The following is a 25,802-nucleotide window of genomic DNA, read 5'->3' on the forward strand; positions in this document are numbered from 1 at the left end:
AATTTAAGGCCGGAGGCGGTAGGTATGAATATACAGCGGAATTATTAAACCCCACAGGTGGATAAAAAAAACTGTTATTTTTTAAAAAGTCCACAATAATTTATACCGAGTCCTGGCTGGGTTGAATAATTTATTTTACCCATATCATAATCAATTCCCGTCGCCACATCTTCTTCCAGTAGCAACGGCCCATCCATATCGACATAATCAATAAACGGCAGTAAATGGGCTATAGCCGCCGAACCGACAGTTGATTCATTCATGCAACCAATCATCACTTTCAATTCAAGCTGCCTGGCTTTTTTGATCATTCGCAAAGCAGGTGTAATACCGCTGCATTTTGTTAATTTGATATTGATGCCATGAAAATGATCTTTGCATTTTTCGACATCCTGTTCAAACACACAAGCCTCGTCAGCAAAAAGCGGAAGCGGAGATTCTTTATATAATATCTTCATTCCGCCCCAATCATCTTTGGCAAGTGGCTGCTCTACAAATTCAACTCCTAGCTCTTTTAATGCCGGAATTAGTTTTAAAGCAGTTTCGAGGTCCCACCCTGCATTGGCATCCACCCGCAGAATAGCGTCCGTGTTTTCCCGCAAAGCCTTGACGATACCGATGTCATCCACTGTCCCGACCTTTACCTTATAGATCGGCCATCGCTTCTCCTTTAACTTATAAACCATCTTTTCTATACTATCGATACCAATAGTGTAGTCTGTCAATACGTTTTTTGAAATATCACCTTTCCACAGTTCATATAATCTTTTGTTTTGCAGTTTTCCAAACATGTCCCATGCAGCTATATCCAGGGCACAAACCAAAAAAGGATTTTGTGGCAACAGGTGATGCAGGTAATGCCAATAGCGGTCAGGTTCGGTAAAAGCAAATTTTTCTATGGCCTGCTTTTTCTTTTCCAGGTCTCCTATCATCTTGTCCACTGTAATATTATAATAGGTAATAGCCGGGGCTTCGCCATAACCTTTAACTCCAAAATGCTCAAGTTCTACAATCAATGTAGGCTGATGTGTTTTAGTACCCTTCGAAATAGTAAACGGGTGGCGAAATTTTAAATTATATGGATAATAAGCCAATTTCATAATGGCGACGAAGTTATTTAAAATAGTAAAGAACTATCCTGCTTATATTTGGCAAACAGTGTCTTACCTGTTTAAAGATCAAATGAAATGGATAAAGAGTTATTAATACTTGTAGATGAAAAAGATAATCAAATTGGAACATTGGATAAACTAACAGTACATCAGACAGGAAGGCTGCATCGTGCTTTTTCTGTTTTCATATTCAATTCAAAAAACGAATTACTGCTGCAACAAAGAGCAGACGACAAGTATCATTCACCGGGCTTGTGGAGCAATACATGCTGTAGTCATCCCACAAACGGGGAGCCAACTGGCAATGCGGTTTCACGTCGTCTGAAAGAAGAACTAAACATAGAGTGTCATTCCTCGTTTGCGTTTAGCTTTATCTATAAAACACAATTCACCAATGGCCTGACAGAACATGAATACGATCATGTATATTTTGGAAAATGTGATGCTGCACCTGTACCAAATCCCAGGGAAGTAAAGGACTGGAAATATATGAACTTACAAGATCTTCATCAGGATATCCTGGAAAACCCGGATAACTATACTGAATGGCTGAAAATTTGTTTACCCAAGGTAATGCAACACTTCGTCAATCAACATTGGCTCTGAAAAATGCAGATATCCTGTAATTATTTTAGCCGCGAGGTAGGTGAAACATGAGCTTGCCAGGAAACGGGCTTTGGAAGTGTATAAGAAATCGTTGGAATAAAAGAGGCTGATGTTATCGTCCACTATGGATGACATATCCTTTCAACTCTTCGTTAAAGTCTTTTTCTTTAATAAGATCTTCCAGTGAAATATGCATGCGGTATCGCCAATAATGTTTAGGCACGGCAGGATTATTTATTCGCTCATCATGAGGGTTTTCCCGGCGGAGTGTGTCACTCATTCCCAAAATATCCTGCAATTGAAATATGCTCCACATAGCCGGTGAATATAAATGCTGTAATATTATTGCCCGGCTAACCCATGACTCGCAGAAATAAGGTGCGTCGCCCCATTGTCCCAACACCTGATTATAAAAATGCTGCGTTTTTTCCCGGTTTTCTTCCCACCAACCCCGCACAGTGCTCATGTCATGCGTAGACGGAGTGATAACCGACAAATAAGGAGCTTCAGTCGGATTGAAAAATTCCTTGGCAGCATCCTTTGGCATTCTTTGAATTTCAAGACTAAGTATCCCCAATTGCTTCATCACTTCAGGAACACAATGTGGTACCATTCCCAAATCCTCTCCACAAATAAGCATATTAGTGGCTTCTTTCAATCTCGGCAATTTATGCATTGCTTCCTTTCTCCAAAACTCATCCTGGCGCCGGAAGAAATAATTGATATACATATTCCTCAACCTCTCCTGCACATGGGGAATCAGGTATTTAAAGGACAAGGTTTTTTCCATTGATATACGGAAATGGAACTCCTGCCCTCTTGATCCCTCCTGTCTGAAAAAAATCACATTGGAAATAAGATCGTAAAGACCCAATTTAAGCCGATTGTTTTCTTCTGTTTCTTCCTGTTTTTCAAACCATGCTTCCACCTTTCGCTGGGTAGCAAATTCTGGTTTAAGATCATACCCGCCCCGATCATTCGGAGTAATAAAGCACTGCTTTATTTTTCCGGTTAATCCGTCAAACACTTCATTTAATACTTCTTCAGTGATAAAGGGTTCGCAATATCTGGCTTCGTCAAACCAGATTCCATTCTCACCAAACTCAACATAATGAACAGGAATGCAGGGAACAAAGCGACCCATGATTCCCTGCACAGCATCGGCAGGAATACTCCAGATACGGAAGAACCCTAAAATATGATCGATACGAAACGTATCAAAGTAGTTGCTCATTTGCTCAAACCGTTGCTTCCACCAGGCAAAATCATCTTTCTGCATTCGCTTCCAGTTGTAGGTTGGAAACTCCCAATTTTGACCTATCGGCGTAAAATCATCGGGTGGCGCCCCTGCCTGCGCATCCATGTTGTATAGCTGCGGAGCTACCCACGCATCGCATCCATAACGGTAAATACCAATAGGAATATCACCTTTTAAAACAATACCTTTTTTATGGGCATAGTCAGCCGCTTCTTTTAACTGAAGATGCAATTGATATTGAACAAAACAGTAAAAGCCAATATCTTTTTTACTGGATGAGCTATGAAACAATTTATCGATAGCATCTTTATCATATACGGAATGAGTGTTCCAATCATTATAATGAGAGGAACCATATTTATCCCGTAAATAGCAGAAAGCTGCATAAGGAACGAGCCAATGCTTGTTATCTTCAAAAAAATGTTTGTATTCATGATCCTCCGATGAGGGCGAACCGATAGCATGATACAACTCTTTTAAAACAGCTAATTTGAACCTGACTACCTCCTCATAGTTAACCTCTGGTAGTTCATTGAGTTGCTTTTGCTTCTTTTTTAATGCATCTACCAACCCGCTGTGTTTTTTTCCGGCCACTTTTTCCAGGTTAATATAAAGTGGATGCAGAGCAAAGGCTGAAATTGCCGCATAAGGATAAGAGTCCATCCATGTATTGGTAGCGATTGTATCATTTACTGGTAAAATCTGGATTAGTTTTAGTCCCGCTTCTTTTGCCCAGTCAACAAGCAATTTGATATCAGCAAACTCACCTACCCCAAAACCATTTTTACTTCGCAAACTAAAAACGGGAATCGCAACGCCAGCCCCTTTCCACGTATCATTTGGCAACCGTATAAAACCATCGTGCAATACTGTTATCGAATGCGGCAACGCATCGGCATGCAGAAGACGGTTAGCACCGGCTTCATAATTAATAAATGTTTCTTCTTTCGAATTATATACTCCATACTTATAAGCAATGGGAAAGTTGCAACCGGTCAGATCAATACTGAGGGACCACCAATCATCTTCCTGCAAAAGGAGAATTGGATTCTCCGCTGACCAGTTGCCCAAAGCTTCCGTACTACCCGACAAGCATATTGTTTCGTGTTTATTTAGTAAAGGAGCTTTTATTTTGAAAATATGAGTATGCTGCTTTTCCGATCTCCACTTTGATTTTTGCGGATGCTTTAATAAAACGTTTTTGAAAGGGGCAGTGAAAAAAGCGTTTTCATATTCTCCTGCGTGGTTCCAGGTATCAATTAACTTGATTGATTCGACAGTTTTGGGAAAATTAGTAAGCACCCGGTCGTGTCCCAACTCACCTACCAGTTCACCGTCCTTTGTTTTTAGATAATACTTGTAAACGATACCTTTCTTCGGCCATTTTTTTTGAGGAATTGGGATACTGGCCTGCCAAAATTCATCATCCAGGTACACCATGGGAATTGCATTTGCGGGAACATCCATCCCCAATTCTTCGGTATTACCACTAATCCATAAACTCTGTCCAAACTCAGTGTGAAAGCGTAGATAAAACTGAAGATGCATAGCAATCGTTGGTTCAATATTTCTTAAACTGTGTCCAGGAGACACATTATGTAACGAAAGTATAATAAAACATGCAAGGTTCGTATTTTTATTTCAAGAAACTCCAAAAAATCTTTCTAATTGCATGAAATTGAGGACTAATTACTGGAACAAGCTATTTCTCTTTAGCCTCGGAATGTTTTTAGGAACCGCCTTTTGTATGAAGTGGATGGAGGCGGATTTTTGGGTCGGTAACGACAAATTCACGATAGTCGGGCTGGAGATATTCTACCCGAGGGAAAGAATAATTACCCTCCTCAATTCCCTTGATAACCGGGTGAGGACAATTTTAAGCTACCACCTATACTTTGACTTTGCATTTATGGCGGGGGCTTATCCCGGGATAAGCAGTCTTTGCATGATAACGAGAGCAAAAACAACCGTTCCCTCTCTTTCTAAATTATTATTGGTTGTAGCATTTCTGCAAATGCTGGCCTGGGCAGGCGACATCATTGAAAACTTTTACCTCCTGCAATGGCTGCGGCACCCAGCGATTAATGAAAGCACTTTTGCTTTTTATCATTTTGTCGTCATCCTGAAGTGGTTCATAGCGATAGGGGGTGTTTTATGCTGCACTGTTATTTTTCTGCTTAGAAAATTTGGTTCAAAAAACACTTGAAACCGGGCATGCTATTCCGATAGGTATCGGAATTCTCACTCGAAGAATGATCGTTTGCGAGGTTTCCCGCTCAAAGCGGGACTAAAAACCTGTCTGCCGATAGGCAGGCAATAAAAAATAAACAGCTGAAAAACAATTTTTGATTTAACTGTCGCTACCTATTTTTGCAGCGATTTAGCTGATCCTAACCACAAAAAATAAACTCATGGAACAACAAAAGAAGTATAAAGGAATTTACTGGCTCTTATTCTTTGCAAGTACTGCAGCTTTAGCTTTTGCTATATACAGTCACTGGGAATGGCTGACCCTTATACTTCCGTTTCAAACTACAGCGTTTGTAAAAGCAATGGACATTATCTAAAACTAGTTATACAGTATTGTGATAAAAAAACAGCCCACTTTTTGTGGGTTATTTTTTTGTTGATTTTCAAATACAATAATTTTATCACACAATTCATTCAAAACCCTAAATCAAATGAAGATGAGAAAAACTTTATTTTTTTTTATTGCAGTAGCAATAATCATAACCTCAGCCACCGGCTTTTCTAATGCCGCCATGGTAGTTCCGGCTTCTGCTACCAGCACACCTTCAGAACCTGATCCTGCCACTGTCAAAGCAGCGTTGGGCGAATTTAAAAGCCTCTCAAAAAAAGAAAGAAAGAGCCGTATAAAGGATGCGAAAAAAGAAGTTAAAGCTTATAAAGCAGCGAAAAAAGCAGGCTCCGAGCCCAGCACTAATACATTGTTATTGGTAATACTTGCCATTTTACTTCCGCCACTGGCTGTATACCTTCACCAGGGAGAGATCAACACCAAATTTTGGATCAGTCTTTTACTTACCTTATTGTTTTGGCTACCCGGTGTTATCTATGCACTGATTGTTATCCTGGGCGATCAATAATCATAAAAGCCTAAGTCATAAAAAGCCATCCGCCTCGGCGGATGGCTTTGCTTTTTGTATCCCAATTTTCAGGGATAAGGAAATCAATAAACTTCTTATTTATTTATACAGTCTACTTGCAGTCTACTTGCCGTTTTATTATCCGGGCTGTACTGGCTTTTGGCAAAACGGGTTTTCTTCCTTTTTTGGCCGTTTTTTCAGGGACACTTATTTGTGGCTCTTGTAAATAAACCCCATCTCTGCTATGAATATCCAGCATATAAGTAGGACCCATTGATGCTATACTGGCTCTGAATTTTATATCATGCCCATAAAGACCATCTCCACCCACCCAGTTAAACCGGATGCCTTTCTGCTTTTGATGAATAATCATTTCCAGCACAAGTTCCAGCCTGGTTTTAAACCTGATGCTGTCTTCAGGAATACCGGCCTGCTTACAGCGTTTTTTATCGGAAGCTTACTGTTCGGGCAGAAAAAGCCTTGCATCAATGAGGATGTAATACTTACTGGCAGACAGTACTGCATATACAGCCACCTGACAATTGTCCACTTTGCCAAGCTGGCCGCTGTATTGCCTTGCAACACCCACACTTTTGTCGCCCTTTTTTGTATGGGCGCTTTCATTAATCAGCAAATACACATCTTCAAATTCCGAAAACAGTTCCCCCGATATCGTTAGTTTGTTTTCTTTAGCTGCTGAATAAAAATAAAAAAGATGAATGGTTGTCATGAGTACCGAAGCAAGTCCGGTATTTGCAATCTGCGACTCATGACTGAAAATATGCTTTATAAAAATACCAAATCCAGCAAGCCACATTTCTTTGTGAACACATAATCCTTTGCACTGCTGTATAAAAAATGTTCCGGCTTTTCAACAATACCTGCCTCTACCGGGTTGTTATGAATATAACTTATCTTTTGAAAAGTAAAAGCAGGACTATACAACTCCTGTGGATGATTATCCTGCCGCCAGAACTGGCAGGTACTGTTACGACTGTTCCCTTCACCTTCTTTTCTGAATATTTCCAACATCCATTCCTTCCGGCTTTCTTTTGGATTAGTGTGGATAGCTGTAATTATTTGTTTGCTGGTAAATTTTTTAATATCACGAAGTATATCGCTGAGATCATTGTCTTTAGCTGAGGCTACCAAATGAAGATGATTGCTCATAATGCACCACGCATGAAGCATAAGCCCTCGTTCATTCTGGCAATGCCGGACGCTTTCCAGCACTATATCCCGGTAATCTTTTCTTGTAAAAACGTCCACCCATTCAACAACGGCAAAGGTTATAAAATGGATAGCTTGCTGGTTCCTGATTTTGTAACCACCTTCACTCATTTATTATCGTTTTAACTAAGATAATAAAACATGTAGCCGATATGAAAATAGTATTGCTATTGTTTGTGTGTTAGCAGGCTGGACGGCTTCTTTGAAGCCGATGCTGAGATGCAATCTCAGCACAACTATTCAACTTTTTTATTTTTTTTCATCTTTCGATACAAGACAAACTAAGAACAACGGGGGTTGATTGCTCAACGGCTATATTTTTTTGACGGCTTCTTTGAAGCCGATGTTTAGTCGCAGACTAAACACAACCATTCATCTTTTTTTATTTTTTCAGCTTTCCGGTTTCCTTTTCTTTTTGACGAACACTATGCAGAACTGGGGGCTGCCTCATCTTGGAAAATTTAGATCAAAATTGACATCTTCAGACAATGCACTCTTGCAATTCTCTAGAACATAATTATAAAAGGCCTCACTAAATTGTAAGACGCTATCCGCAGACGCTTTCGGAAGTTTTGACAATCGGTTCCCAAACATAACATTCCCCTGATATAGTCTAAAAAATCTATTATTAATAGCCATTTTACTGTTGCAAAGTATTCTTGCGTCAAAGAAATCATACTTTTTTTTATGTTCTTCAATGCAAGCGCAATATTCCCTAGCTAAAGATTTAGCATCAAAATCACTTTTATTTTCTTTGCAACCGAAAAAAATAATTATGACAAAAAACAATGACTGATACATCAACTTATTCATATGTGGAATTTGAGTGTGTTTGATTCTCATTTGTATTGTACGTATTTTTTGGAACAAAAGGTTTAATATCTGGTTCTTTTATATTATTGTCGATAAGAATTGCATCTCCTTTTTGGCCTCTGGGCGTTTTAGAACTTAAGAATCTCTTAAAATCAGATTTCTTATTATGAAAAGTCAGTCCAATCATTGAAATACCTGAACCAATTTTGTCATACTTTTTAAAAAGTCTTATAGCGACATTTTCATCAAAACTTTGTCCTCTTAATGTAGATACTTTAAAATTTCTGTAAGAGAGTCTCTCTCCCAAAAGATTTTCATCAAATCTGGCTCCATCTTCTCGTGTCGGTCCACTGTTAATAAACCCTCTGTATTTCCACATTCCCCAATGAGCGGTTTCGTGCATCGCTAACATAGAGGCTATAAACATTTCCTTTCTAACTGATTCGAAGTCTCCCTTGGAAATAGCAGCTTCAATTGCTGCTGCATTCTCTTCACTAATGACAATGTTGTCTGCATATGTTTGTTTAAAATCTCCTGTATTTCTTTGCTTATCCCAAGCAAATCCTGAACGTGGATCTATCATATTTTCTTCCGTCAAACCAAGTGTTATAAAAGGACCGCTTCCAAACGATACCATATCATGAAATGCCTTAATACCTTCATCTTTATTCTTGAAACCAACGGTTTTAATCCATGCATCACGGACTTGTTCATTTCCACAAAGATCATCCATTACATCAGAGAGGAATTTTGAAAAATTGGGATATTTTTTGATGAAATATGGAGATATTTTAAAGTATCCATTATAGTCTATTAGTGAAATCGGAGAATTTCCTGCGAATCCATACACCGTTTCAGATGGGGTCAATCCTTTCATAAAGTCAACACCCAAGAACCTTCCAATTCTTCCGTCATAAATTCTCGCTCCAAAGTCATAATTATTACTACCGGTACTATTATCCGTTTCTTGCCCATTGAAGCCATATCGGTAACTCCCTGTGGCACTAAATTTTCTTCCCGGCATCATCATCCCAAATGGATAATAATCATTTTGTGAAAGAACTTCTGCAATATAATGTGCAATGCCGCCACTTCCATTATCGACTCCTATCTTTTTATCAGAAATGGTCGATAGCACATTACCCAAATGATTGCTTAATTCATACATTCTTTTGCCCACTAACGTATTCGCGGCAGGATCATTTATAGAATTATAATTGGCATTGGCAAGCGGCTGGGATGAAAGAACTTCCAGTCCGGTGTTCATTATTCCAATACGGCTACTTCCATACAAATGCTGTTCTATCCATTTGAAGGTGGAACCTAAGAGTGTCCCATCAGCTTTATAATTCAAGTCATTTTTATATACTGCCAGCACATTGCCCTGTGCATCGCGAACATAAAAATCGGTATGATCCTTTCGGGTTGGCGGATATTGGAAAATAGTAGTATAGTCATATTTTTTTGTGATGCGATTCCCGGAAGGATCATAGGTATACTCGAGTGTGGTCTCCCCGGTATCGGAAAAAGAAAACATGCAAAGCGAATACGACAAAGAAACCAATCATAGCATTTAAAAAAGAGAAACAGGCTGAATGGTTAAAGACGATTGACCAGGCCCTTCTTGATTATAAAGACTTCGCCAGTTACAATTAAAAAAATAGATAGCCATTGAGCTAAAAAAAGCCATCCGCCGCGGCGGATGGCTTTGATTTTTGTATCCCAATTTTCAGGGATAAGGAACTCAATAAACTTCTTATTTATTTATACAGTCTACTTGCCGTTTTATTATTCCTGCGAATGTTCCAAAGATCAACTATTCCAAAAGTTTTTTTCTTTGGTTCGGGCAGTTCAACATCGGTCGCTACAGTTTCTTTTACTTCCGTTAGCAGTTCCTTCAATACTCCATACTCCATCTGTATAATAGATGGCATTACATCACTCTTCATGATTATGTCTCCTTTTATTAATTACTAAATATTTCTGAGCAACTGAGGGAGAAAAAACAATTAAGAATCGTTAGAAGAGGCAAGCTGCAAGCTAAATCACCCGGTTGTAAGTAAGTACTATACTTTGCTCAAATTGATGGCGCAAAGCTAATGCATTTAACGCAATTAGCAAAGGGAATTACAATGCATCATGTATGTTTACGATTGCTTTAACAAAAGCATTCATAAACAAAGGCATGAATAAGAACACTATACCAATGGATAAATTCTTGCTTTGTTTTTCCAAAGACGATTGGCTGTGTTCATACTTCTTCTTGCATTCCATAGATCTGTCGTACCAAAAGAAACTTTTTTCTTCTCAGTCAACACTACTTCTTTCGCCAATGTTTCTTTTACTTCAGTACATAATTTTTGAAGTTCACATTTTTCAATCTGCACCAGGCAGGGCATTATAGCACATTTCATAATAAGGTTTATTTAAGGTTTAATGATTAATCAGGTCTTTGAAAAATCAGTCATGCTTTCGAATGACGACGCAAAGCTACATCCGACTATAGCCATATAAAAAGACATAATGAATGAAACGTATGTTTTGATTAGCGAACGGCAAATTCTTACTGGCTAATTGCGAATGCAAATCCTTTTCAGTAGTGCTATCCTTAAGAATTATCGCCAAAAAAGCCCCTGCATTGCTGCAAGGGCTTTCTTATATTCTAATTAATCTAATAAATCCTGGTGGTTCAGACAATTATTTCACTTCCTCGTAAGGAACATCCGTTACATTGTCATCCGCTTTCGCACCTGCACCTGCTCCGGCACCATCGTGTGGTTGCTCAGCGCCAGGTTGACCTGCGCCTTGTTGAGTAGCATTGTACATATCCTGGCTGGCTGCAGTCCATGCCGCATTCAGCTCGGTCATTGCTGAATCGATCGCTGCCAGATCCTGCGCTTTATGAGCAGCTTTCAACTTCTCAGCACCCGCTTCGATAGCTGACTTCTTTTCTGCCGGGATTTTATCACCGTATTCCTTCAACTGCTTTTCAGTTTGGAACACTAAGCTGTCTGCCTGGTTGAGTTTGTCTACTTTTTCACGTTCAGCTTTATCTGTCGCTTCGTTGGCCTTTGCTTCAGCTTTCATTTTTTCTACTTCTTCTTTACTCAACCCGCTACCCGCTTCGATATGTATCTTTTGTTCCTTACCCGTTCCTTTATCTTTTGCCGTTACATGTAAGATACCATTGGCATCGATATCAAATATCACCTCGATCTGCGGAACACCTCTTGGTGCTGGTGGAATACCATCGAGGTTGAAAATACCAAGGCTCTTATTATCTTTTGCCATTGAACGTTCACCCTGCAACACATGGATCTGCACACCAGGCTGATTGTCGCTGGCTGTCGAGAATACTTCGGATTTTTTTGTAGGAATAGTTGTATTTGATGGTATCAGGGTTGTCATTACACTTCCCATGGTTTCGATACCTAAAGAAAGCGGTGTAACGTCCAGCAACAGTACGTCTTTTACTTCACCGGTCAATACCGCACCTTGTATAGCCGCGCCAACGGCTACCACTTCATCAGGGTTTACTCCTTTATTCGGTTTTTTACCAAAGAATTTTTCAACGATCTCCTGCACTTTAGGTATCCGCGTACTACCACCTACCAATATCACCTCATCAATTTCAGATGTGTTCATCCCTGCATCTTTTAATGCAGCTTCACAAGGCCTCAGGCAACGGGAGAATAAGTTATCCGCCAGTTGCTCAAATTTAGCACGGCTCAACTTTTTCACAAGGTGTTTGGGCACACCATCCACTGCCGTGATATACGGCAGATTGATTTCTGTTTCTGAAGAAGATGATAACTCCACCTTAGCTTTTTCAGCAGACTCTTTCAGGCGTTGTAAGGCCATTGGGTCTTTACGTAGATCTATCGCTTCATCTTTTTTAAATTCATCAGCCAGCCAATCCATGATCACCTTATCGAAGTCATCACCACCAAGGTGGGTGTCACCATTAGTGCTTTTTACTTCAAATACACCGTCACCCAATTCCAGGATGGAAATATCGAATGTACCGCCACCAAGGTCAAAAACGGCTATTTTATGATCTTTACCACCTTTGTCCAACCCATATGCTAAAGCTGCAGCAGTAGGCTCATTCACAATACGACGTACTGTCAAACCGGCAATTTCCCCGGCCTCTTTTGTAGCCTGGCGCTGGGCATCATTAAAGTAGGCCGGAACAGTAATAACAGCTTCTGTTACTTCCTGGCCGAGATAATCTTCCGCGGTTTTCTTCATTTTCTGAAGCACCATAGCCGAAATTTCCTGCGGCGTATAAAGGCGTCCGTCTATGTCAATTCGTACGGTATTATTGTCACCTTTCGCCACTTTGTAGCTCCAGTGAGTCATTTCTTCATTTACCTCATCAAAACGACGCCCCATAAAGCGTTTCACACTCATAATCGTATTATGAGGATTAGTGATAGCTTGGCGTTTAGCCGGGTCACCTACTTTACGTTCGCCATTTTTCAAAAAAGCCACTACCGAAGGGGTGGTGCGACGCCCTTCATCGTTGGCAATTACTACTGGCTCATTACCTTCCATAACGGCAACACAGCTATTAGTAGTTCCTAAGTCGATTCCAATTATCTTTGCCATAGTTAAAATTTCACTTTTTTATTATCCCATTCTTCAGGACGATAGTCAAATGACAATCATTGTGCCGCCCGGTGCAAATGTGCAAAAATGGCAGACTGAATTTTATTAGGTTACCGGCTAAAGTTCCCAGATTGAGCTTTGGTTGCGACGCTCCGTTCATCGTCCTGATCGCTGCTCGACAAACCTCACCTCCGACGCTTCGGTCGGAGTCAGTCATTTATCGTCTGACCTCCAACTCCCTTTCCAAAGCTGAGGGAGCGGGGATGCATTACAAATCCAAACTTCATAACTACCACATCAGCATCATATCGCTATTCACCATTTTTGAAAACTTCACTTATTTATCAGCATCTCCGAAAAGTGAGAACTGTGTGTTGGTGGCCGCCCTTTAGGGAGGTCGGGATTGGGCTTTTATCCTAACTTCAAGCATCTAACTACAAACTTCAAACCTGAGATAAAAAATGGATTGGCTTTGGATAACGCTGGGAATAATTTTGATTTTGGCTGGCATTGCGGGGAGTCTTCTCCCCTTGCTTCCGGGACCGCCAATTGCCTATGTGGGATTATTTATACAAATCTTCCGGGAACCTGATCCTTTTACAAGCAGGTTTCTTTGGATATGGGCAGGCATAGTCATCGTCTCTCTTATACTTGATTACCTGGTCCCAATTTGGGGAACCAAAAAATTTGGTGGCACTAAATACGGCATTTGGGGCTGCACTATTGGTTTCCTGCTGGCTTTCTGGATGGGGCCATGGGGAGTGATTATCGGTCCATTTATCGGCGCCTTTGTTGGAGAAATGATCGCTGGCCAGGATTCAAAAAAATCATTTAGAGCAGCACTGGGTTCTTTTGTTGGTTTTATCATGGGCTCTTTTTTAAAACTGGTTATTTGTTTCATGATGCTCTATCATGTTATTAAAACCATTTAAGCAAGTTTCGATAAATCAAATTTGACGGGATGGCCTTAATTTGGAAACCTAAATTTTGCTATGGTAAATACCATCTCACAAAAACTACGCATCAAAGAAAATTTCACGCTTCTTACCCTCAATGCACCCACTGATTTCAAAAAAGGATTGACCAATTTACCAGCAGGTGTAAAAATTGTCTCTTCAGGAAAAGATTATGACCAGGTGCATTGGTTTGTGACAACAAAAGCCCGGCTGGAAAAAGAAATGAGCAAGGTGATGAAGCTGGTCAAAGATGATGTAATAGTTTGGGTATATTATCCAAAAGGCACATCAGGGGTGCAGACAGATCTTACCCGCGACAAAGGATGGGATTGCCTGCTTAACGAAGGCGATAAGCTCACCTGGATAAGCCTTATTTCCTTCAATGATACCTGGTCAGTATTTGGCTTCCGGGCCAAAACAGCAGCAGATAAAAAGAAAGAGGCCCAACCAAAGGTTCGGGAAATATTTAATTGGGTTAACCCTAAAACCAAAGAAGTTCGTTTGCCCGATGATTTAGCAACAGTCTTTAAAAAAAATAAAAAACAAGCAGCCACATTTGACAACCTTTCTTTTACCAATAAGAAAGAATATATCGAATGGATCGTTACTGCCAAAAGAGGTGAAACAAGAAATGAACGGATAACCGGAACAATTGAAAGATTAGGCAAAGGCTGGAAAAATCCCAGGAATATGTAGATCAAACATTCAAAATAATTTCACTCTTAAAAAACTCAATATGAAATGAGCCATAAAATTTTCGAGGCAAATTATACCAACCCCCGATGAAAATTTTATGGCGAATTCCATGTGGCAAAAAAAATAAAAACTAACACATGAAAATTATTACCTACCTGCATTTTCCCGGCCAGGCCGAAGAAGCATTAAATTTTTATAAAGAAGTGATCGGAGGTGAAGTAATCATGCTTAGCCGGATGGGCGAAGGCCCAATGGACACTCCGGAACATTTAAAAAACAAGATCATGCATGCCCGAATGCAGATCGGCGATACGCTACTCTATCTATCCGATACATTTGATGAATTCAAGATCAATAAAGGCAATAATGTCGCTCTATCGCTGGAAGTAGATGAACCGGCAAAAGTGGACAGCCTTTTTGAAAAACTTTCCGCCGGCGGACTGGCCACTATGCCTCCTAATGATGCGTTTTGGGGATCAAGGTTCAGTATGCTCACCGACAAATTTGGTGTGAACTGGATGGTGAGCTGTGAATTAAAAAAGTAATTTCAATAAGCATTAAACGACGCCTGTTGACTTTTCAGCGAGCACAACGCCAACCCAACTTAACAGTTCATCTATACCCCCTTTTTCCTTTCTTTACTTATTTTTATCGAACTAATGTATTGTATGAAAGGAAAAGGACTTATTTTTTTAACATCGGTCATATTTTGTATCTCCTGCTCGCATAAGATAAATCCGGAAAGACCGTCACTGGCTGTCACCAATTTCAAACTGGATTCACTGCCTGATTCAGAGATCAATATTCCTATACAGATCAACCTGAAGCCTTTGTATGCGATGGCTGAAAGCCAGGTGGACACTTTATTTACGTCTCCTAATTATCCCGACGCTTGGGTGCAGCAAGGTTGCGATACCCGTTATAAATACCGCTTTCGCAGAAGCCCTTTGCAAATGAAAGCGTCAGGCACGTCGCTAAACCTGGGATTCACCGGCTATTACCAGATCATTGGATCAACAAGGGTATGTGTAGCAGGCGCCGCCATTTCTCCGTGGACATCTCCGTGCAGGTGTGGTTTTGATGAAGCCGAAAGAAGAGTAAATGTTTCATTTACCAACTCATTAACCTTGCTACCTGATTACAAAGTGAAACTGGCCATCAACCGAAATGAACCGCAGGCAATGGACAAATGCGAAGTTTGCTTTTGGGGACAGGATATCACCAAACAGGTTTTATCAGGGCTAAAAGAAGAATTGGATACCGCCCACGCTGTTCTTGAAAGAAATTATGGAACGATTGATCTGAAACCGCAGTTTCAACAAGTCTGGAACCAGTTGGTAAAGTCTTACAATATTTATGATATGGGCTGGCTGCAGGTGAACCCGCGGCAAATAAAGATCAATAATCTTTACGCCAAAGATGACTCCCTGTATGTGTATTTGGGGTTATCAGCAAGACCTGTTATAAGTTTTGAGAAACCGATCGACTATCCGTCCACCATTCCCGCTATTGGCAAGATTCACCGCCAACAAGGCTTCTCTGTTTTTTTAGACGCCATGTTAAACTATGATTCGCTCAGTACAATTCTCAACAGGCATATTGCCGGTAAGGAGTTTGATTTTAACAAAGGACCGGTGAAAAAGAAATTTATCATACAGGATTGCAGGTTGTACGGGACAGGCAATGAAAAAATAATCATCAAAGTGAATTTTACCGGCACTGATAACGGCACTTTTTATCTCACCGGCAAACCAGTCTACACGAAGGAGACGCATATCCTTGAAATAAGAAATATTGACTTTGACATCAAATCAAAAGACGCTTTGCTCAAAACATCCGAGTGGTTATTTAGCCGAAGGATCATCAATGAAATAAGTAAGACTACACGATTCGATCTCAACAACTATATCGATAGCGCCAAACTTCAAATTAATGAACAGTTGAACCGGGAATGGATAAAAGGTATTCGCAGCTATGGACAGATCGACGATATTCAGCTGATTGGTATTTACCCCTTGAATCAGTCACTTGTTATCCGGAGCAATTGCAGCGGTGACCTTTCTGTCAAAGTTGAGTCAATTGATTTTAGCTTGTAGTGATATCTTGCTAGTCACTCGCCGGTGAAGGAAAATATTATCCCCCGGCCTCTTCTTCAATAGCATTTGCCTTAAAAGAAAAATGTCGTTGTGCCAGGTAGCTAAACAAGATCACAATGGAAGTCGTTAGCACCTGTGCGAATACGGGGTATATAAGTGCACGTTCCACTAATATTTTCAGCAAAATATAATTTAACGCGAGGTTAAAAAGGCAAATCATGAAATACCGGAACAGTTGTATTCGCCCCTTCATCTGTGAATCATTGAATACAACATACTTCGACATAAAAAAACCTATCGGGAAAGTGATGAGAAAGGAAATGAACAAGGCAGCTGTGTGTGATTTAAAGGCATAAAAACCAAAGTGAAATTGTTTTTCCTCCAATATATAGCGATAGCTTATAAAGTAAATTAAAAATCCAAGCAAGGTATTACCTCCCCCTGATGCGGCATAACGGAAGGTCTGCAGGTTCATGATCCTGCGGAAAGGCGGATAAAAAAAATCAATAACCGGCAGTATAAAATCCCTGGCGCTATGAATATGACGTCTCATTAACCCGGTAAAAATATTGCAAGTTTTCTGTTTGTAGTAATGCTGGCGATAATCTCATGCAGGGTTTCGTACATTCGCAGCAAAAATTACAGCCAGGATGAGCATTGTAAATAAGATGAAGCCATTGGTGTTAACAGCCCTGAAAAACCTGTATGGCCACGATTTTGCTGAAAAAGACCTTACTATCAACCAGACCAAACCAGAATTTGAAGGCGACTATACGTTGGTACTTTTTTCATTTGTTAAACAACTGAGAAAATCACCCGAGCAACTGGGAAATGAAATTGGCGAATATCTGGTAAAAAATAATAAGGAGCTTTTTACATCTTACAATGTAATCAAAGGCTTTTTAAACCTGCTGGTTGCTGATAACTACTGGACAGGGTTTCTCCAGGCATCATATGCAGATCAAACGATAGGTCATCAACCCTCGAATGGTAAAAGGGTAATTGTTGAATACTCCTCTCCCAACACCAATAAGCCTTTACACCTTGGGCATTTAAGAAATAATTTTCTTGGTTGGAGCGTCGCTGAAATTCTGAAAGTGACGGGCCATACTGTTTTTAAAACCGCCATTATGAATGACAGGGGCATTCATATCTGCAAATCAATGGTGGCATGGCTGCAATTTGGTGAAGGCAAAACACCTGAATCAGAAGGCATCAAGGGTGATCATTTTGTGGGAGACTATTATGTATTATTTGGCCAGGAACATAAAAAAGAAGTTGAAAAATTGATCGCCGACGGAATGTCAAAAGACGATGCTGAAAAAAAAGCTCCCATCATGCAGGCCGCCCAGCAAATGTTGATTGATTGGGAAAGAGGTGAGCCAGAAGTAAGAAACCTTTGGCAAAAAATGAATGGTTGGGTGTATGAAGGCTTTAATGAAACCTATAAAAAGATAGGCAGCGACTTTGATAAAAATTATTTTGAAAGTGATACCTATTTGTTGGGAAAAGAATTTGTAGAAGACGGATTACAAAAAGGAGTGTTTTATAAAAAAGAAGATGGTAGTGTTTGGATAGACCTTACAGCAGATGGACTGGATGAAAAAATTGTACAGCGGAAAGATGGCACTTCCGTTTATATCACCCAGGACCTTGGTCTTGCCAATCAAAAGTTTGAAGAGTTCCATTATGACGAAAGTTTTTATGTGATAGCTGACGAGCAAAACTATCACATGAAAGTGCTGAAGTTGATCCTGCAAAAGCTGAACAAGCCCTACGCAGAAGGCATTTATCATCTTAGCTACGGCTTGGTGGAACTACCTACTGGCCGAATGAAAACCCGTGAGGGTACTGTTGTAGATGCGGACGATATTATTGAAGAATTAAAAAAGGTGGCCAGGGAAAAAACAGAAGAACTTGGTAAAGTAAAAGACTTTAATCCTGGCGAACTAAATGAATTATATGATACCATTGCGTTGGGTGCATTGAAATTCTTTTTGTTGAGGGTGGACCCTAAAAAAAGAATGGTTTTTAATCCTGAAGAAAGTATCGACTTCCATGGATTCACAGGGCCGTTTATACAATTTATACATGCGAGAATAAAATCAATTTTAAGAAAAGAAAGAGCCGTCGGCGGTCAGCAGTTGGTGATTGGGGGCCTGCCTGCCGGACAGGCAGGTTTGTTGCCGAAAGAAAAAGAATTGATTGTCTTGCTGGAACAATACCCTTCGATTATTGCACAAGCTCTTCTGGAACATAATCCTTCTTCGTTAGCTGTTTATATTTATGAAGTTGCCAAAACCTTCAGTTCCTTTTATACCGATCATTCTGTTTTAAGTGCTGAATCTGAAGAAAAGAAACAACTCCGTTTACAGTTGTGTGAGCTCACCGCAAATATCATCGCATCTGCCATGAACCTGCTTGGAATAAAGGTACCGGAGAGAATGTAGGTTTTTTAACTCCATATTTTTATAAGTCCATCCTTACTTCCAAATAAAGGATCCTGCAAGGGTATGGGTACAGCAGCTATGTTTTCATCAGCCTTTGGTCTTTCCGCCGGTTTGCCATAATTCATGTCCCACATTATACCATTGGGGTAGGCGCCGACAACACCTAAATTATCTGACTCAAGATTTTTATGTCCTACACCGGCGGGAATTACTATTACGTCACCTGCTTTTATCGTCAGCTTTTTTCCTTTTTCTCCTCCCATATGTACTATCGCCGATCCCCTGTAAATGCCCAATACTTCATGTGTGATGCTATGATAGTGATGAAAAGAAAAAATGCCGTTTCTCCAGGAATTGCTCCAGTTGTTACTTAAAAATTTTTGCTCCAGCCAGGTTGCACCATCATCACCTCTTTGACTAAACGCATCCCGGTACAACAGCATTGGATACCTGCTATTAGGTATCTCGCCGTCATCCTTAAAATAAAAAGTCTCCGGAGACCTTAATTTTTCAGCCATACTATTTTTTGCAGCCATTAGGCCGGTAGCCAAAAATAAAAAATGCCTGCGTTTCATTTTTTGTTATAAAGTTACATATCCTTAGCACTGCATAAAAAATGACAGCCGGGGCTGTCATTTCTCTCTTCTCTTAAATATTGTTAGATTATCTTTCTACAATCCACCCGGCATTTGTTTCTTTTGCTTCAATGCCGCCAGGCTTGGATCCATCTCGATGGCTTTGTCGCACAAATGTTGTCCTTTTTCTTTCTCTCCCTTCTTTTGATAACACATACCGATCATATAAAGAGCGGATGCATTCTGCTTATCGTAACCGAGTATCTTATCCCAGTAATCCATGGCGAGTTGAAATTTGCCTTTGTAATAATAAGCCTCTGCAATCATGTTGAGAATATTCATATCGCTGGGGCGTTTGTTTAATATTTCCCCGAGTATTTCAACGCCCTTGTCCAATTCACCTGCATTCAGGTAAGCTACGCCAAGGTTTTCCAGGTAATCATTATCTCTCCTATACCCCTTTTCACCAGCAAGGAGCATGTGTTGCAACGCATTCTTATCTTCATGAATGGCGTAATAAATTAGTGCCAGTTCATAGATCCAGTTGCTTTTTGTAGTGTCAAGGGCAATGGCCTTTTGAAAATACGGAATACTGTTTTTGTAGTTTTGCATATCAGCATAGCTACGGGCAATCATATAAGGCGCTTCAGCATTTAATTCATCTTCCTTCATGGCTGCAGCAAGGTACTTGATCGCTTCGCCATAGTTTTCCTGGTCATATTGTACTTTACCAACATAAAAACTTATTTTTTGACTGGGGTCAGCCTGCTTTAATTTGTTTGCATACACAATTACATCATCACTCTGCTTAAGGCTAAAAGAAAGATCCATCAACTGCTTATAAATAGCCGGTGATGCATCCCCCAGTGTCTCCAGTTTTTTATAGGTGTTTTTTGCATGTGTATACTTGCGAAGATCGTGGTATGCAATCGCCAGTTCGTTTACTATGCTCTTGTTAGTGCTGTCATATTTGTACGCTTTTTCAAAATTCTTCAGCGATTCCATTCTGCGGCCAATTTGTTTTTCCTGCAATCCTTTTTGCAAAAAATAATTGGCACTATCCGGGTTGGAGTTTTGAGAAAATGCCAGCGCAGAGCTGCACATACATACGAGGGATGTGAGGGTGTTACGGATCATTGGATTGGGTTTAGCCTTATTTTAAAAGGGTATCGCATGCAAGATAGATTTAAGTATCAATAATCACAAGACCCCTGTCTTATCTTCTTGTTGCCTGCCGGTAAAAAACCGTTATTTATTTCAGAATTACGCCAGCCAGTGGAGGTAAATTTATTCTAATCTTATAAGTCTTTTGATCCTTATCGATCAGCTCACAGCGAATATCAGGATTATAAACGTTGCCGGTACCCCAATATATTTTGTGATCGCTGTTAAATATTTCTTCACTATAAGGCTTTCCACTTACAACAACTTCCCAATCGTTTCGCACAACCGGAGTCATATTTAAGATAATTAATACATCCTCTCCCGGTGTTTTACTTATTCTCTTGTAAGACACCACCGACTCCTGCCGGTGGTTAAGGTCCACCCATTCAAATCCGTACTGATTAAATTGGTTCTGGTATAGAGCAGGCTCCTTTCTGAGTAATTTGTTCAGATCAGCAACACAGTCTTTTAAAAGCCGGTGTGCATCGTATTGAAATAAAAACCAATCGAGTTCAGACTTATAGTTCCATTCACTTGTCTGTCCAAACTCATCACCCATGAACAACAGCTTTCCCCCCGGATGCGTCCACATATAAGTATACATCAGGCGGAGGTTCGCAAATTTTTGCCATTCATCACCCGGCATTTTATACAGCATTGGGCTTTTCCCATGCACCACTTCATCATGACTAAAAGGAAGCATAAAATTTTCATCATAGTAATATGCCATGCTGAATGAAAACTTATCCTGGTTGTGCTGTCTTCCCAGCGGATCTATTTTAAAGTAATCGAGTGTATCATGCATCCAGCCCATCATCCATTTCATTCCAAAACCCAGCCCATCCCGCCAGGTTGGCCTTGAAATGCCGGGCCAGTCCGTCGCTTCCTCTGCTATGGTCTGCACATCAGGAAAATCACGGTAGATAGTTTCGTTCAGATCCTTGATAAAAGCAATAGCTTCCAGGTTTCCATTACCACCAAATTCATTAGGCTCCCACTCTCCTTCATCCCTGGAATAATCCAATTTTAAAATAGAGCTTACCGCATCCACCCGAACGCCATCAATATGAAATTTGTCAAACCAGAATATGGCGTTACTGATCAGAAACGATTTTACTTCTCCTCGCTTATAATTGAATATATAACTATTCCAATCAGGATGAAACCCTTTGCGCATATCCGCATATTCATATGTATGTGTGCCGTCAAACATAAACAGGCCATGTGAGTCATAGGGGAAATGCGAAGGCACCCAATCGAGGATCACACCAATTCCTTCGGCGTGAAATGCATCAATTAAAGCCATCAACCCCTGGGGATTGCCGAACCGTGATGTCGCTGCATAATATCCTGTAATCTGGTATCCCCAACTTCCATCAAAAGGGTGTTCCATCACAGGCATTAACTCCACGTGGGTAAAGCCCATTTCTTTTACATACGGAACAAGATTTTCTTTTATCTGCTCGTAGGTGTTATAACTTTCCTCATCATTTCTATCCGGACGTTGCCAACTTGTGAGGTGAACCTCATAAACACTCCAGGGTGCATCCAATGCGTTATGCTCTTTTCTTTTTTTCATCCATTCACCATCCTTCCATTCGTAATACATATCCCAGGTGATAGATGCAGTATGGGGCCTTTTTTCCCAGAAGTTAGCAAAGGGATCGCCTTTTACAGTTTTTCTTCCTTCGAATCCTACTATGTTATATTTATAAACCTCACCCAATTTGAACCCGGGTATAAAACCTTCCCAGATACCACTGTTGTCCCAGCGGGGTTGCAGTTCATATTCATGGTCCTTCCAGTGATTAAAGTTGCCAACGACAGAGACCGTTGTTGCATTTGGCGCCCATACACAGAAATACATTCCCCACACATTGTTTACCTGCAACGAGTGTGATCCAAATTTTTCATATAACCGATAATGCGTACCCTGCTGAAAATTCGTGACATCCTCATCGCTAAGCAGTGAGTAATTCCACACGGGTTTTGACGTGTCGATAAAATGCGTGTCTTCGTATTTTTTACCGGAACTATACTGCTCACTAAAAACATTCCCGGAGGATGAAGATAATTTTTGGTCAGCACCGCCGTTATTGGATTGTCTGTCTTCTCCAATATCTTGTTCTTTCCCGTTCATATTTGTGGAATTTTAAAGTTTGTGAGTCATATACAACTTACACATTTTTATTGAAATATTAACAGGCCGATAAAGATGTCATTAATAATTATCAACCGTAAATCAGCATTTTTGTGCTGTTTATGTAAATGTAGCTTGTGACAGTGTGATAAACTATATTTTGCATTTTATACCAGAACCAACTATGCGAAAATTCACAACTCTAGTTCTTGCTCTGACAGGATTTATTCAATTTGCAATTGCCCAATCAAGCGGCGTAAAAGGCTCAGTAGCCGACGAGGTAGATCACAAGTATCTTCAAAACACAGTAATTTCCCTGATGAGGGCCAAAGATTCGGTCCTTGTAAAATTTGCCCGTGCCGACAAGGCTGGAAATTTTAGCCTGCCCAACCTGAAGGCTGGAGAATATCTCGTTATGATCACCCACCCTTATCTCGGCGATTATTTTGACAAAATCCAGGTTAAGGAAGCCGAGGTTGCTGATCTCGGTAAAATTAAAATGATTCCCAAGAGCAAATTATTGGCAGAAGTCATTATTAAGAGCGGCTCACCCATCCGGATTAAAGGTGACACCACCGTTTATACGGCCGATAGTTTTAAAGTTCGGGAGGGGGCCAACGTGGAGGAATTACTAAGAAGATTGCCCGGCATACAGGTTGATAAAGATGGCAAAATAACCGCCATGGGTGAGAAGGTGACCAAGGTATTGGTTGATGGAGAAGAATTTTTCGGAACCGACCCGGGCATCGCCACTAAAAACCTGCGGGCGGATGTAGTAAAAGAAGTAGAAGTGTTCGATAAAAAAAGTGAACAGGCGGAATTCACCGGGATAGATGATGGTGTAAAAGACAAAACAATCAATCTGAAGCTGAAGGAAGATAAGAAGAAAGGCTATTTTGGAAAGATTGAAGCAGGTGGCGGGCTGAAGGACAAATACGATAATGCCGCCATGCTGAACGCCTTTAAAGGCAAGCGAAAGATAGCAGGATACGGCATCCTTAGCAATACGGGACAAACTAATCTCGATTGGCAGGATGCGAATAATTATGGCGGCGGAATGGAAGGAGTTGAAACCGGTATAAGTGATGATGGTGGTATGTACATGATGTGGAACGGGGACAATGACGATAACTACCGGGGCGGACGAAATGGTATACCCCGGAACTGGAACGGCGGCCTGCATTACAGCGATAAATTCAACAACAACAAGCAAAGTCTGAATGGAGGCTATAAATTCTCCAAAGTAAATTCGCCGGGTGTAACCAGTACGTTTTCTAAAACCTTCCTGCCTGATACCAGTTGGTCAACAAACAGTATAAGTAATAATTATTCGTCCACCAATAAGCATGCATTGAATTTCACGATGGAGACTACAATCGACTCCAACAATACGCTGAAATGGACAACGAGGGCCAATGAAAGGAAATCCCTGACAAGAAGTAATTATTATACTGAGTCCTTTACAGACAAAGGAGACTCAATCAATAACAGTAACCGTAACTCAAATAATGATGCAGTCAACGATGCAGTAACTACTACCCTGCTATGGAAACATAAATTCAAAAAACTTTCCCGCACTTTATCGATAAACACAGATTTAAATTGGAACCGTTCTAAAAATGATGGCCTTCTCTACTCGCTGAACAATTACTATAAAGATGGGATAATCGATCGGCGTGATACGCTTGACCAACAAAACATTCGTAATAACGAAGGGAAAAGTGTGAGCACAAAGATCGCCTACACGGAGCCCCTGCTAAAAGATATGTACCTCGAAGTGAGCTATTCCTTCAGCTACAACGCAAATAGTAACGAACGAATTACCAATGAAGATGATGGCTCTGGCAAATACAATAACCGCATAGACTCATTAAGCAATTCCTTTGAGTTTAATCGTCTTGTCAATACACCGGGCTTAAACTTCAGGGTGAATAAAAAGAAATACACCTATTCCTTCGGAAGTGCAGTGGCATTTAGTCATTTCGTCCAGAAAAACATCACTGACGATATCACCAGAAATTATGATTACACCAACTTCTTTCCCCGTGCTTCCTTAACATATAAGATAAAACCAAGTCAAAACCTTCGGTTTAACTATAATGGTTCTACGCAGGCTCCAACCCTCGAACAATTGCAGCCGATAACTGTGAATACAGATCCTTTAAACATTTATCTGGGAAATCCGGCTCTTGACCAATCCTTCCGTCATTCATTCAACTTGAACTATAGCTCATGGAATGCACTGAAAGAGAAAAATCTCTGGGGTGGATTGTCGTTTAATATGACGCAAAATGCGTTTACCCAATTCAGCACTATTGACGACGCCGGCCGAAGAACTTATCAGACAGTAAACGTAGACGGCATCTACAATTTGAATTTGTATAGCGATTATGGATTCAAAATACCCGACACAAAATGGAGGATCGGTTTTGGTCCTAATGCAAATATTAACCACAACATCGACTTTGTACGAGATCCAAAAACCAACAGAACGGTAAAAAACAAAACAGACGTAACCAGCTATGGTATCCGTTTAAATATCGGTCAATATGTAGCCGACAAATACAACTTCCATATTGGTCCCCATTTCACCTATAATAAAAGCAAGGCTTCAGTGAATTCATCCGCTAATGCTGAGTATTGGCAATTGAATGGCTGGGCTGAAGGCCGCGTTACCCTGCCTGGCAAAGTAGAAATTGGTTCAGATGTCAACTTCCAGATGAGGCAAAAAGATCCCCGGTTCCCCGATGATAACAGCTTTACAACCTGGAATGCGAATGTGATTAAACGCATCCTGAAAAATGAAATGGAATTCAAATTTGGCGTGTATGATATCCTGAATCAAAACAGGGGTTACAACCGTAGTTTTAGCGGTTACAGTTTTACTGAATCTTATTACAATACATTGAAACGTTTTTGGCTGCTGACTGTTACCTGGAATATTTCAAAAAATGGTAAACCACAATAATTCTGATTTTAATTTTTAAC

22 protein-coding genes and 1 pseudogene are annotated in these 25,802 nt (G+C 40.3%); 10 read left to right on the forward strand and 13 right to left on the reverse strand.

Going from position 1 to position 25,802, the window contains the following annotated elements; all coding sequences use genetic code 11:
• Nucleotides 1–74: 74 nt before the first annotated feature.
• Complete coding sequence (locus P2W73_RS17175) at nt 75–1,100, reverse strand: dipeptide epimerase (RefSeq protein ID WP_276503314.1); 1,026 nt, start codon at nt 1,098–1,100, stop codon at nt 75–77.
• Between the two features lie 87 nt (nt 1,101–1,187).
• On the opposite strand from P2W73_RS17175, the gene idi reads away from it, so the two are divergent.
• On the forward strand, nt 1,188–1,718 hold the full coding sequence (gene idi, locus P2W73_RS17180) for an isopentenyl-diphosphate Delta-isomerase (protein ID WP_276503315.1): 531 nt from the start codon (nt 1,188–1,190) through the stop codon (nt 1,716–1,718).
• Nucleotides 1,719–1,830: 112 nt separating this feature from the next.
• Here the strand turns inward: idi and P2W73_RS17185 are convergent, their stop codons facing one another.
• On the reverse strand, nt 1,831–4,524 hold the full coding sequence (locus P2W73_RS17185; protein ID WP_276503316.1) for a 4-alpha-glucanotransferase: 2,694 nt from the start codon (nt 4,522–4,524) through the stop codon (nt 1,831–1,833).
• Between the two features lie 124 nt (nt 4,525–4,648).
• Between P2W73_RS17185 and P2W73_RS17190 the strand changes: the two genes are divergently transcribed.
• The 3 genes from P2W73_RS17190 to P2W73_RS17200 all read left to right on the forward strand — a co-directional run bounded on the left by P2W73_RS17190 (nt 4,649) and on the right by P2W73_RS17200 (nt 6,083).
• Nucleotides 4,649–5,182: a hypothetical protein gene (locus P2W73_RS17190; RefSeq protein ID WP_276503317.1), complete on the forward strand. Its 534-nt coding sequence runs from the start codon at nt 4,649–4,651 to the stop codon at nt 5,180–5,182.
• Between the two features lie 205 nt (nt 5,183–5,387).
• Nucleotides 5,388–5,543: a hypothetical protein gene (locus P2W73_RS17195; protein WP_276503318.1), complete on the forward strand. Its 156-nt coding sequence runs from the start codon at nt 5,388–5,390 to the stop codon at nt 5,541–5,543.
• Nucleotides 5,544–5,663: 120 nt separating this feature from the next.
• Nucleotides 5,664–6,083 (forward strand): YqaE/Pmp3 family membrane protein, encoded by a 420-nt coding sequence (locus P2W73_RS17200; RefSeq protein WP_276503319.1) that lies wholly within the window; start codon nt 5,664–5,666, stop codon nt 6,081–6,083.
• 112 nt (nt 6,084–6,195) lie between these two features.
• On the opposite strand, the pseudogene P2W73_RS17205 reads toward P2W73_RS17200, so the two are convergent.
• The 7 genes and pseudogenes from P2W73_RS17205 to dnaK all read right to left on the reverse strand — a co-directional run bounded on the left by P2W73_RS17205 (nt 6,196) and on the right by dnaK (nt 12,737).
• Nucleotides 6,196–6,900 (reverse strand): annotated as a pseudogene (locus P2W73_RS17205) (transposase).
• A complete protein-coding gene (locus tag P2W73_RS17210; RefSeq protein ID WP_276503320.1) occupies nt 6,870–7,424 on the reverse strand; it encodes an REP-associated tyrosine transposase in 555 nt (184 codons plus the stop codon). The pseudogene P2W73_RS17205 and the gene P2W73_RS17210 overlap by 31 nt, the downstream one beginning before the upstream one ends.
• Nucleotides 7,425–7,760: 336 nt before the next feature.
• Nucleotides 7,761–8,126 (reverse strand): hypothetical protein, encoded by a 366-nt coding sequence (locus P2W73_RS17215; protein ID WP_276503321.1) that lies wholly within the window; start codon nt 8,124–8,126, stop codon nt 7,761–7,763.
• Complete coding sequence (locus tag P2W73_RS17220) at nt 8,119–9,663, reverse strand: RHS repeat domain-containing protein (protein ID WP_276503322.1); 1,545 nt, start codon at nt 9,661–9,663, stop codon at nt 8,119–8,121. The genes P2W73_RS17215 and P2W73_RS17220 overlap by 8 nt, the downstream gene beginning before the upstream one ends.
• 223 nt (nt 9,664–9,886) lie before the next feature.
• Complete coding sequence (locus tag P2W73_RS17225; protein WP_276503323.1) at nt 9,887–10,075, reverse strand: hypothetical protein; 189 nt, start codon at nt 10,073–10,075, stop codon at nt 9,887–9,889.
• Between the two features lie 249 nt (nt 10,076–10,324).
• A complete protein-coding gene (locus tag P2W73_RS17230; protein ID WP_276503324.1) occupies nt 10,325–10,540 on the reverse strand; it encodes a hypothetical protein in 216 nt (71 codons plus the stop codon).
• A gap of 283 nt (nt 10,541–10,823) precedes the next feature.
• Complete coding sequence (gene dnaK, locus P2W73_RS17235; protein WP_276503325.1) at nt 10,824–12,737, reverse strand: molecular chaperone DnaK; 1,914 nt, start codon at nt 12,735–12,737, stop codon at nt 10,824–10,826.
• A gap of 461 nt (nt 12,738–13,198) precedes the next feature.
• On the opposite strand from dnaK, the gene P2W73_RS17240 reads away from it, so the two are divergent.
• From P2W73_RS17240 to P2W73_RS17255, 4 genes are all read left to right on the forward strand, one after another.
• Nucleotides 13,199–13,669, forward strand: a complete 471-nt coding sequence (locus P2W73_RS17240; RefSeq protein ID WP_276503326.1) for a DUF456 domain-containing protein — start codon at nt 13,199–13,201, stop codon at nt 13,667–13,669.
• A 60-nt stretch (nt 13,670–13,729) separates the two neighbouring features.
• Nucleotides 13,730–14,389 (forward strand): YdeI/OmpD-associated family protein, encoded by a 660-nt coding sequence (locus P2W73_RS17245; RefSeq protein WP_276503327.1) that lies wholly within the window; start codon nt 13,730–13,732, stop codon nt 14,387–14,389.
• Nucleotides 14,390–14,526: 137 nt separating this feature from the next.
• On the forward strand, nt 14,527–14,934 hold the full coding sequence (locus tag P2W73_RS17250) for a VOC family protein (protein WP_276503328.1): 408 nt from the start codon (nt 14,527–14,529) through the stop codon (nt 14,932–14,934).
• Nucleotides 14,935–15,057: 123 nt separating this feature from the next.
• Complete coding sequence (locus P2W73_RS17255) at nt 15,058–16,485, forward strand: DUF4403 family protein (protein ID WP_276503329.1); 1,428 nt, start codon at nt 15,058–15,060, stop codon at nt 16,483–16,485.
• A 37-nt stretch (nt 16,486–16,522) separates the two neighbouring features.
• Here the strand turns inward: P2W73_RS17255 and P2W73_RS17260 are convergent, their stop codons facing one another.
• Nucleotides 16,523–17,038, reverse strand: coding sequence for a GtrA family protein (locus tag P2W73_RS17260; RefSeq protein WP_276503330.1), 516 nt, complete (start codon nt 17,036–17,038; stop codon nt 16,523–16,525).
• A gap of 97 nt (nt 17,039–17,135) precedes the next feature.
• Between P2W73_RS17260 and argS the strand changes: the two genes are divergently transcribed.
• Nucleotides 17,136–18,935 (forward strand): arginine--tRNA ligase, encoded by a 1,800-nt coding sequence (gene argS / locus P2W73_RS17265; RefSeq protein ID WP_276503331.1) that lies wholly within the window; start codon nt 17,136–17,138, stop codon nt 18,933–18,935.
• A gap of 5 nt (nt 18,936–18,940) precedes the next feature.
• Here the strand turns inward: argS and P2W73_RS17270 are convergent, their stop codons facing one another.
• The 3 genes from P2W73_RS17270 to glgB form a co-directional block, all read right to left on the reverse strand.
• The gene (locus P2W73_RS17270; protein WP_276503332.1) at nt 18,941–19,510 is read right to left on the reverse strand and encodes a cupin; all 570 of its coding nucleotides are present in this window, start codon (nt 19,508–19,510) and stop codon (nt 18,941–18,943) included.
• 96 nt (nt 19,511–19,606) lie between these two features.
• Entirely contained in the window at nt 19,607–20,647 is a 1,041-nt protein-coding gene (locus tag P2W73_RS17275; protein WP_276503333.1) for a tetratricopeptide repeat protein, read from the reverse strand.
• Nucleotides 20,648–20,762: 115 nt separating this feature from the next.
• A complete protein-coding gene (gene glgB, locus P2W73_RS17280; RefSeq protein ID WP_276503334.1) occupies nt 20,763–22,814 on the reverse strand; it encodes a 1,4-alpha-glucan branching protein GlgB in 2,052 nt (683 codons plus the stop codon).
• Between the two features lie 184 nt (nt 22,815–22,998).
• Here glgB and P2W73_RS17285 point away from each other — a divergent pair, with 184 nt between their 5' ends.
• Entirely contained in the window at nt 22,999–25,782 is a 2,784-nt protein-coding gene (locus tag P2W73_RS17285) for an outer membrane beta-barrel family protein (RefSeq protein WP_276503335.1), read from the forward strand.
• Nucleotides 25,783–25,802 lie beyond the last annotated feature (20 nt).

The sequence above is a fragment of the Terrimonas pollutisoli genome (assembly GCF_029360765.1).
In the GTDB taxonomy this organism is placed as follows: Bacteria; Bacteroidota; Bacteroidia; order Chitinophagales; family Chitinophagaceae; genus Terrimonas_B; species Terrimonas_B pollutisoli.

Coding starts and splice junctions, on each gene's coding strand:
- dnaK (WP_276503325.1), bottom strand. CDS start 12,737: ATGGCAAAGATAATTGGAATCGACTTAGGAACTACTAATAGCTGTGTT.
- P2W73_RS17175 (WP_276503314.1), bottom strand. CDS start 1,100: ATGAAATTGGCTTATTATCCATATAATTTAAAATTTCGCCACCCGTTT.
- P2W73_RS17185 (WP_276503316.1), bottom strand. CDS start 4,524: ATGCATCTTCAGTTTTATCTACGCTTTCACACTGAGTTTGGACAGAGT.
- glgB (WP_276503334.1), bottom strand. CDS start 22,814: ATGAACGGGAAAGAACAAGATATTGGAGAAGACAGACAATCCAATAAC.
- idi (WP_276503315.1), top strand. CDS start 1,188: ATGGATAAAGAGTTATTAATACTTGTAGATGAAAAAGATAATCAAATT.
- P2W73_RS17255 (WP_276503329.1), top strand. CDS start 15,058: ATGAAAGGAAAAGGACTTATTTTTTTAACATCGGTCATATTTTGTATC.
- P2W73_RS17225 (WP_276503323.1), bottom strand. CDS start 10,075: ATGAAGAGTGATGTAATGCCATCTATTATACAGATGGAGTATGGAGTA.
- P2W73_RS17275 (WP_276503333.1), bottom strand. CDS start 20,647: ATGATCCGTAACACCCTCACATCCCTCGTATGTATGTGCAGCTCTGCG.
- P2W73_RS17260 (WP_276503330.1), bottom strand. CDS start 17,038: ATGAGACGTCATATTCATAGCGCCAGGGATTTTATACTGCCGGTTATT.
- P2W73_RS17240 (WP_276503326.1), top strand. CDS start 13,199: ATGGATTGGCTTTGGATAACGCTGGGAATAATTTTGATTTTGGCTGGC.
- argS (WP_276503331.1), top strand. CDS start 17,136: ATGAGCATTGTAAATAAGATGAAGCCATTGGTGTTAACAGCCCTGAAA.
- P2W73_RS17270 (WP_276503332.1), bottom strand. CDS start 19,510: ATGAAACGCAGGCATTTTTTATTTTTGGCTACCGGCCTAATGGCTGCA.
- P2W73_RS17230 (WP_276503324.1), bottom strand. CDS start 10,540: ATGAAATGTGCTATAATGCCCTGCCTGGTGCAGATTGAAAAATGTGAA.
- P2W73_RS17195 (WP_276503318.1), top strand. CDS start 5,388: ATGGAACAACAAAAGAAGTATAAAGGAATTTACTGGCTCTTATTCTTT.
- P2W73_RS17250 (WP_276503328.1), top strand. CDS start 14,527: ATGAAAATTATTACCTACCTGCATTTTCCCGGCCAGGCCGAAGAAGCA.
- P2W73_RS17190 (WP_276503317.1), top strand. CDS start 4,649: ATGAAATTGAGGACTAATTACTGGAACAAGCTATTTCTCTTTAGCCTC.
- P2W73_RS17220 (WP_276503322.1), bottom strand. CDS start 9,663: ATGTTTTCTTTTTCCGATACCGGGGAGACCACACTCGAGTATACCTAT.
- P2W73_RS17215 (WP_276503321.1), bottom strand. CDS start 8,126: ATGAATAAGTTGATGTATCAGTCATTGTTTTTTGTCATAATTATTTTT.
- P2W73_RS17210 (WP_276503320.1), bottom strand. CDS start 7,424: ATGAGTGAAGGTGGTTACAAAATCAGGAACCAGCAAGCTATCCATTTT.
- P2W73_RS17200 (WP_276503319.1), top strand. CDS start 5,664: ATGAGAAAAACTTTATTTTTTTTTATTGCAGTAGCAATAATCATAACC.
- P2W73_RS17245 (WP_276503327.1), top strand. CDS start 13,730: ATGGTAAATACCATCTCACAAAAACTACGCATCAAAGAAAATTTCACG.
- P2W73_RS17285 (WP_276503335.1), top strand. CDS start 22,999: ATGCGAAAATTCACAACTCTAGTTCTTGCTCTGACAGGATTTATTCAA.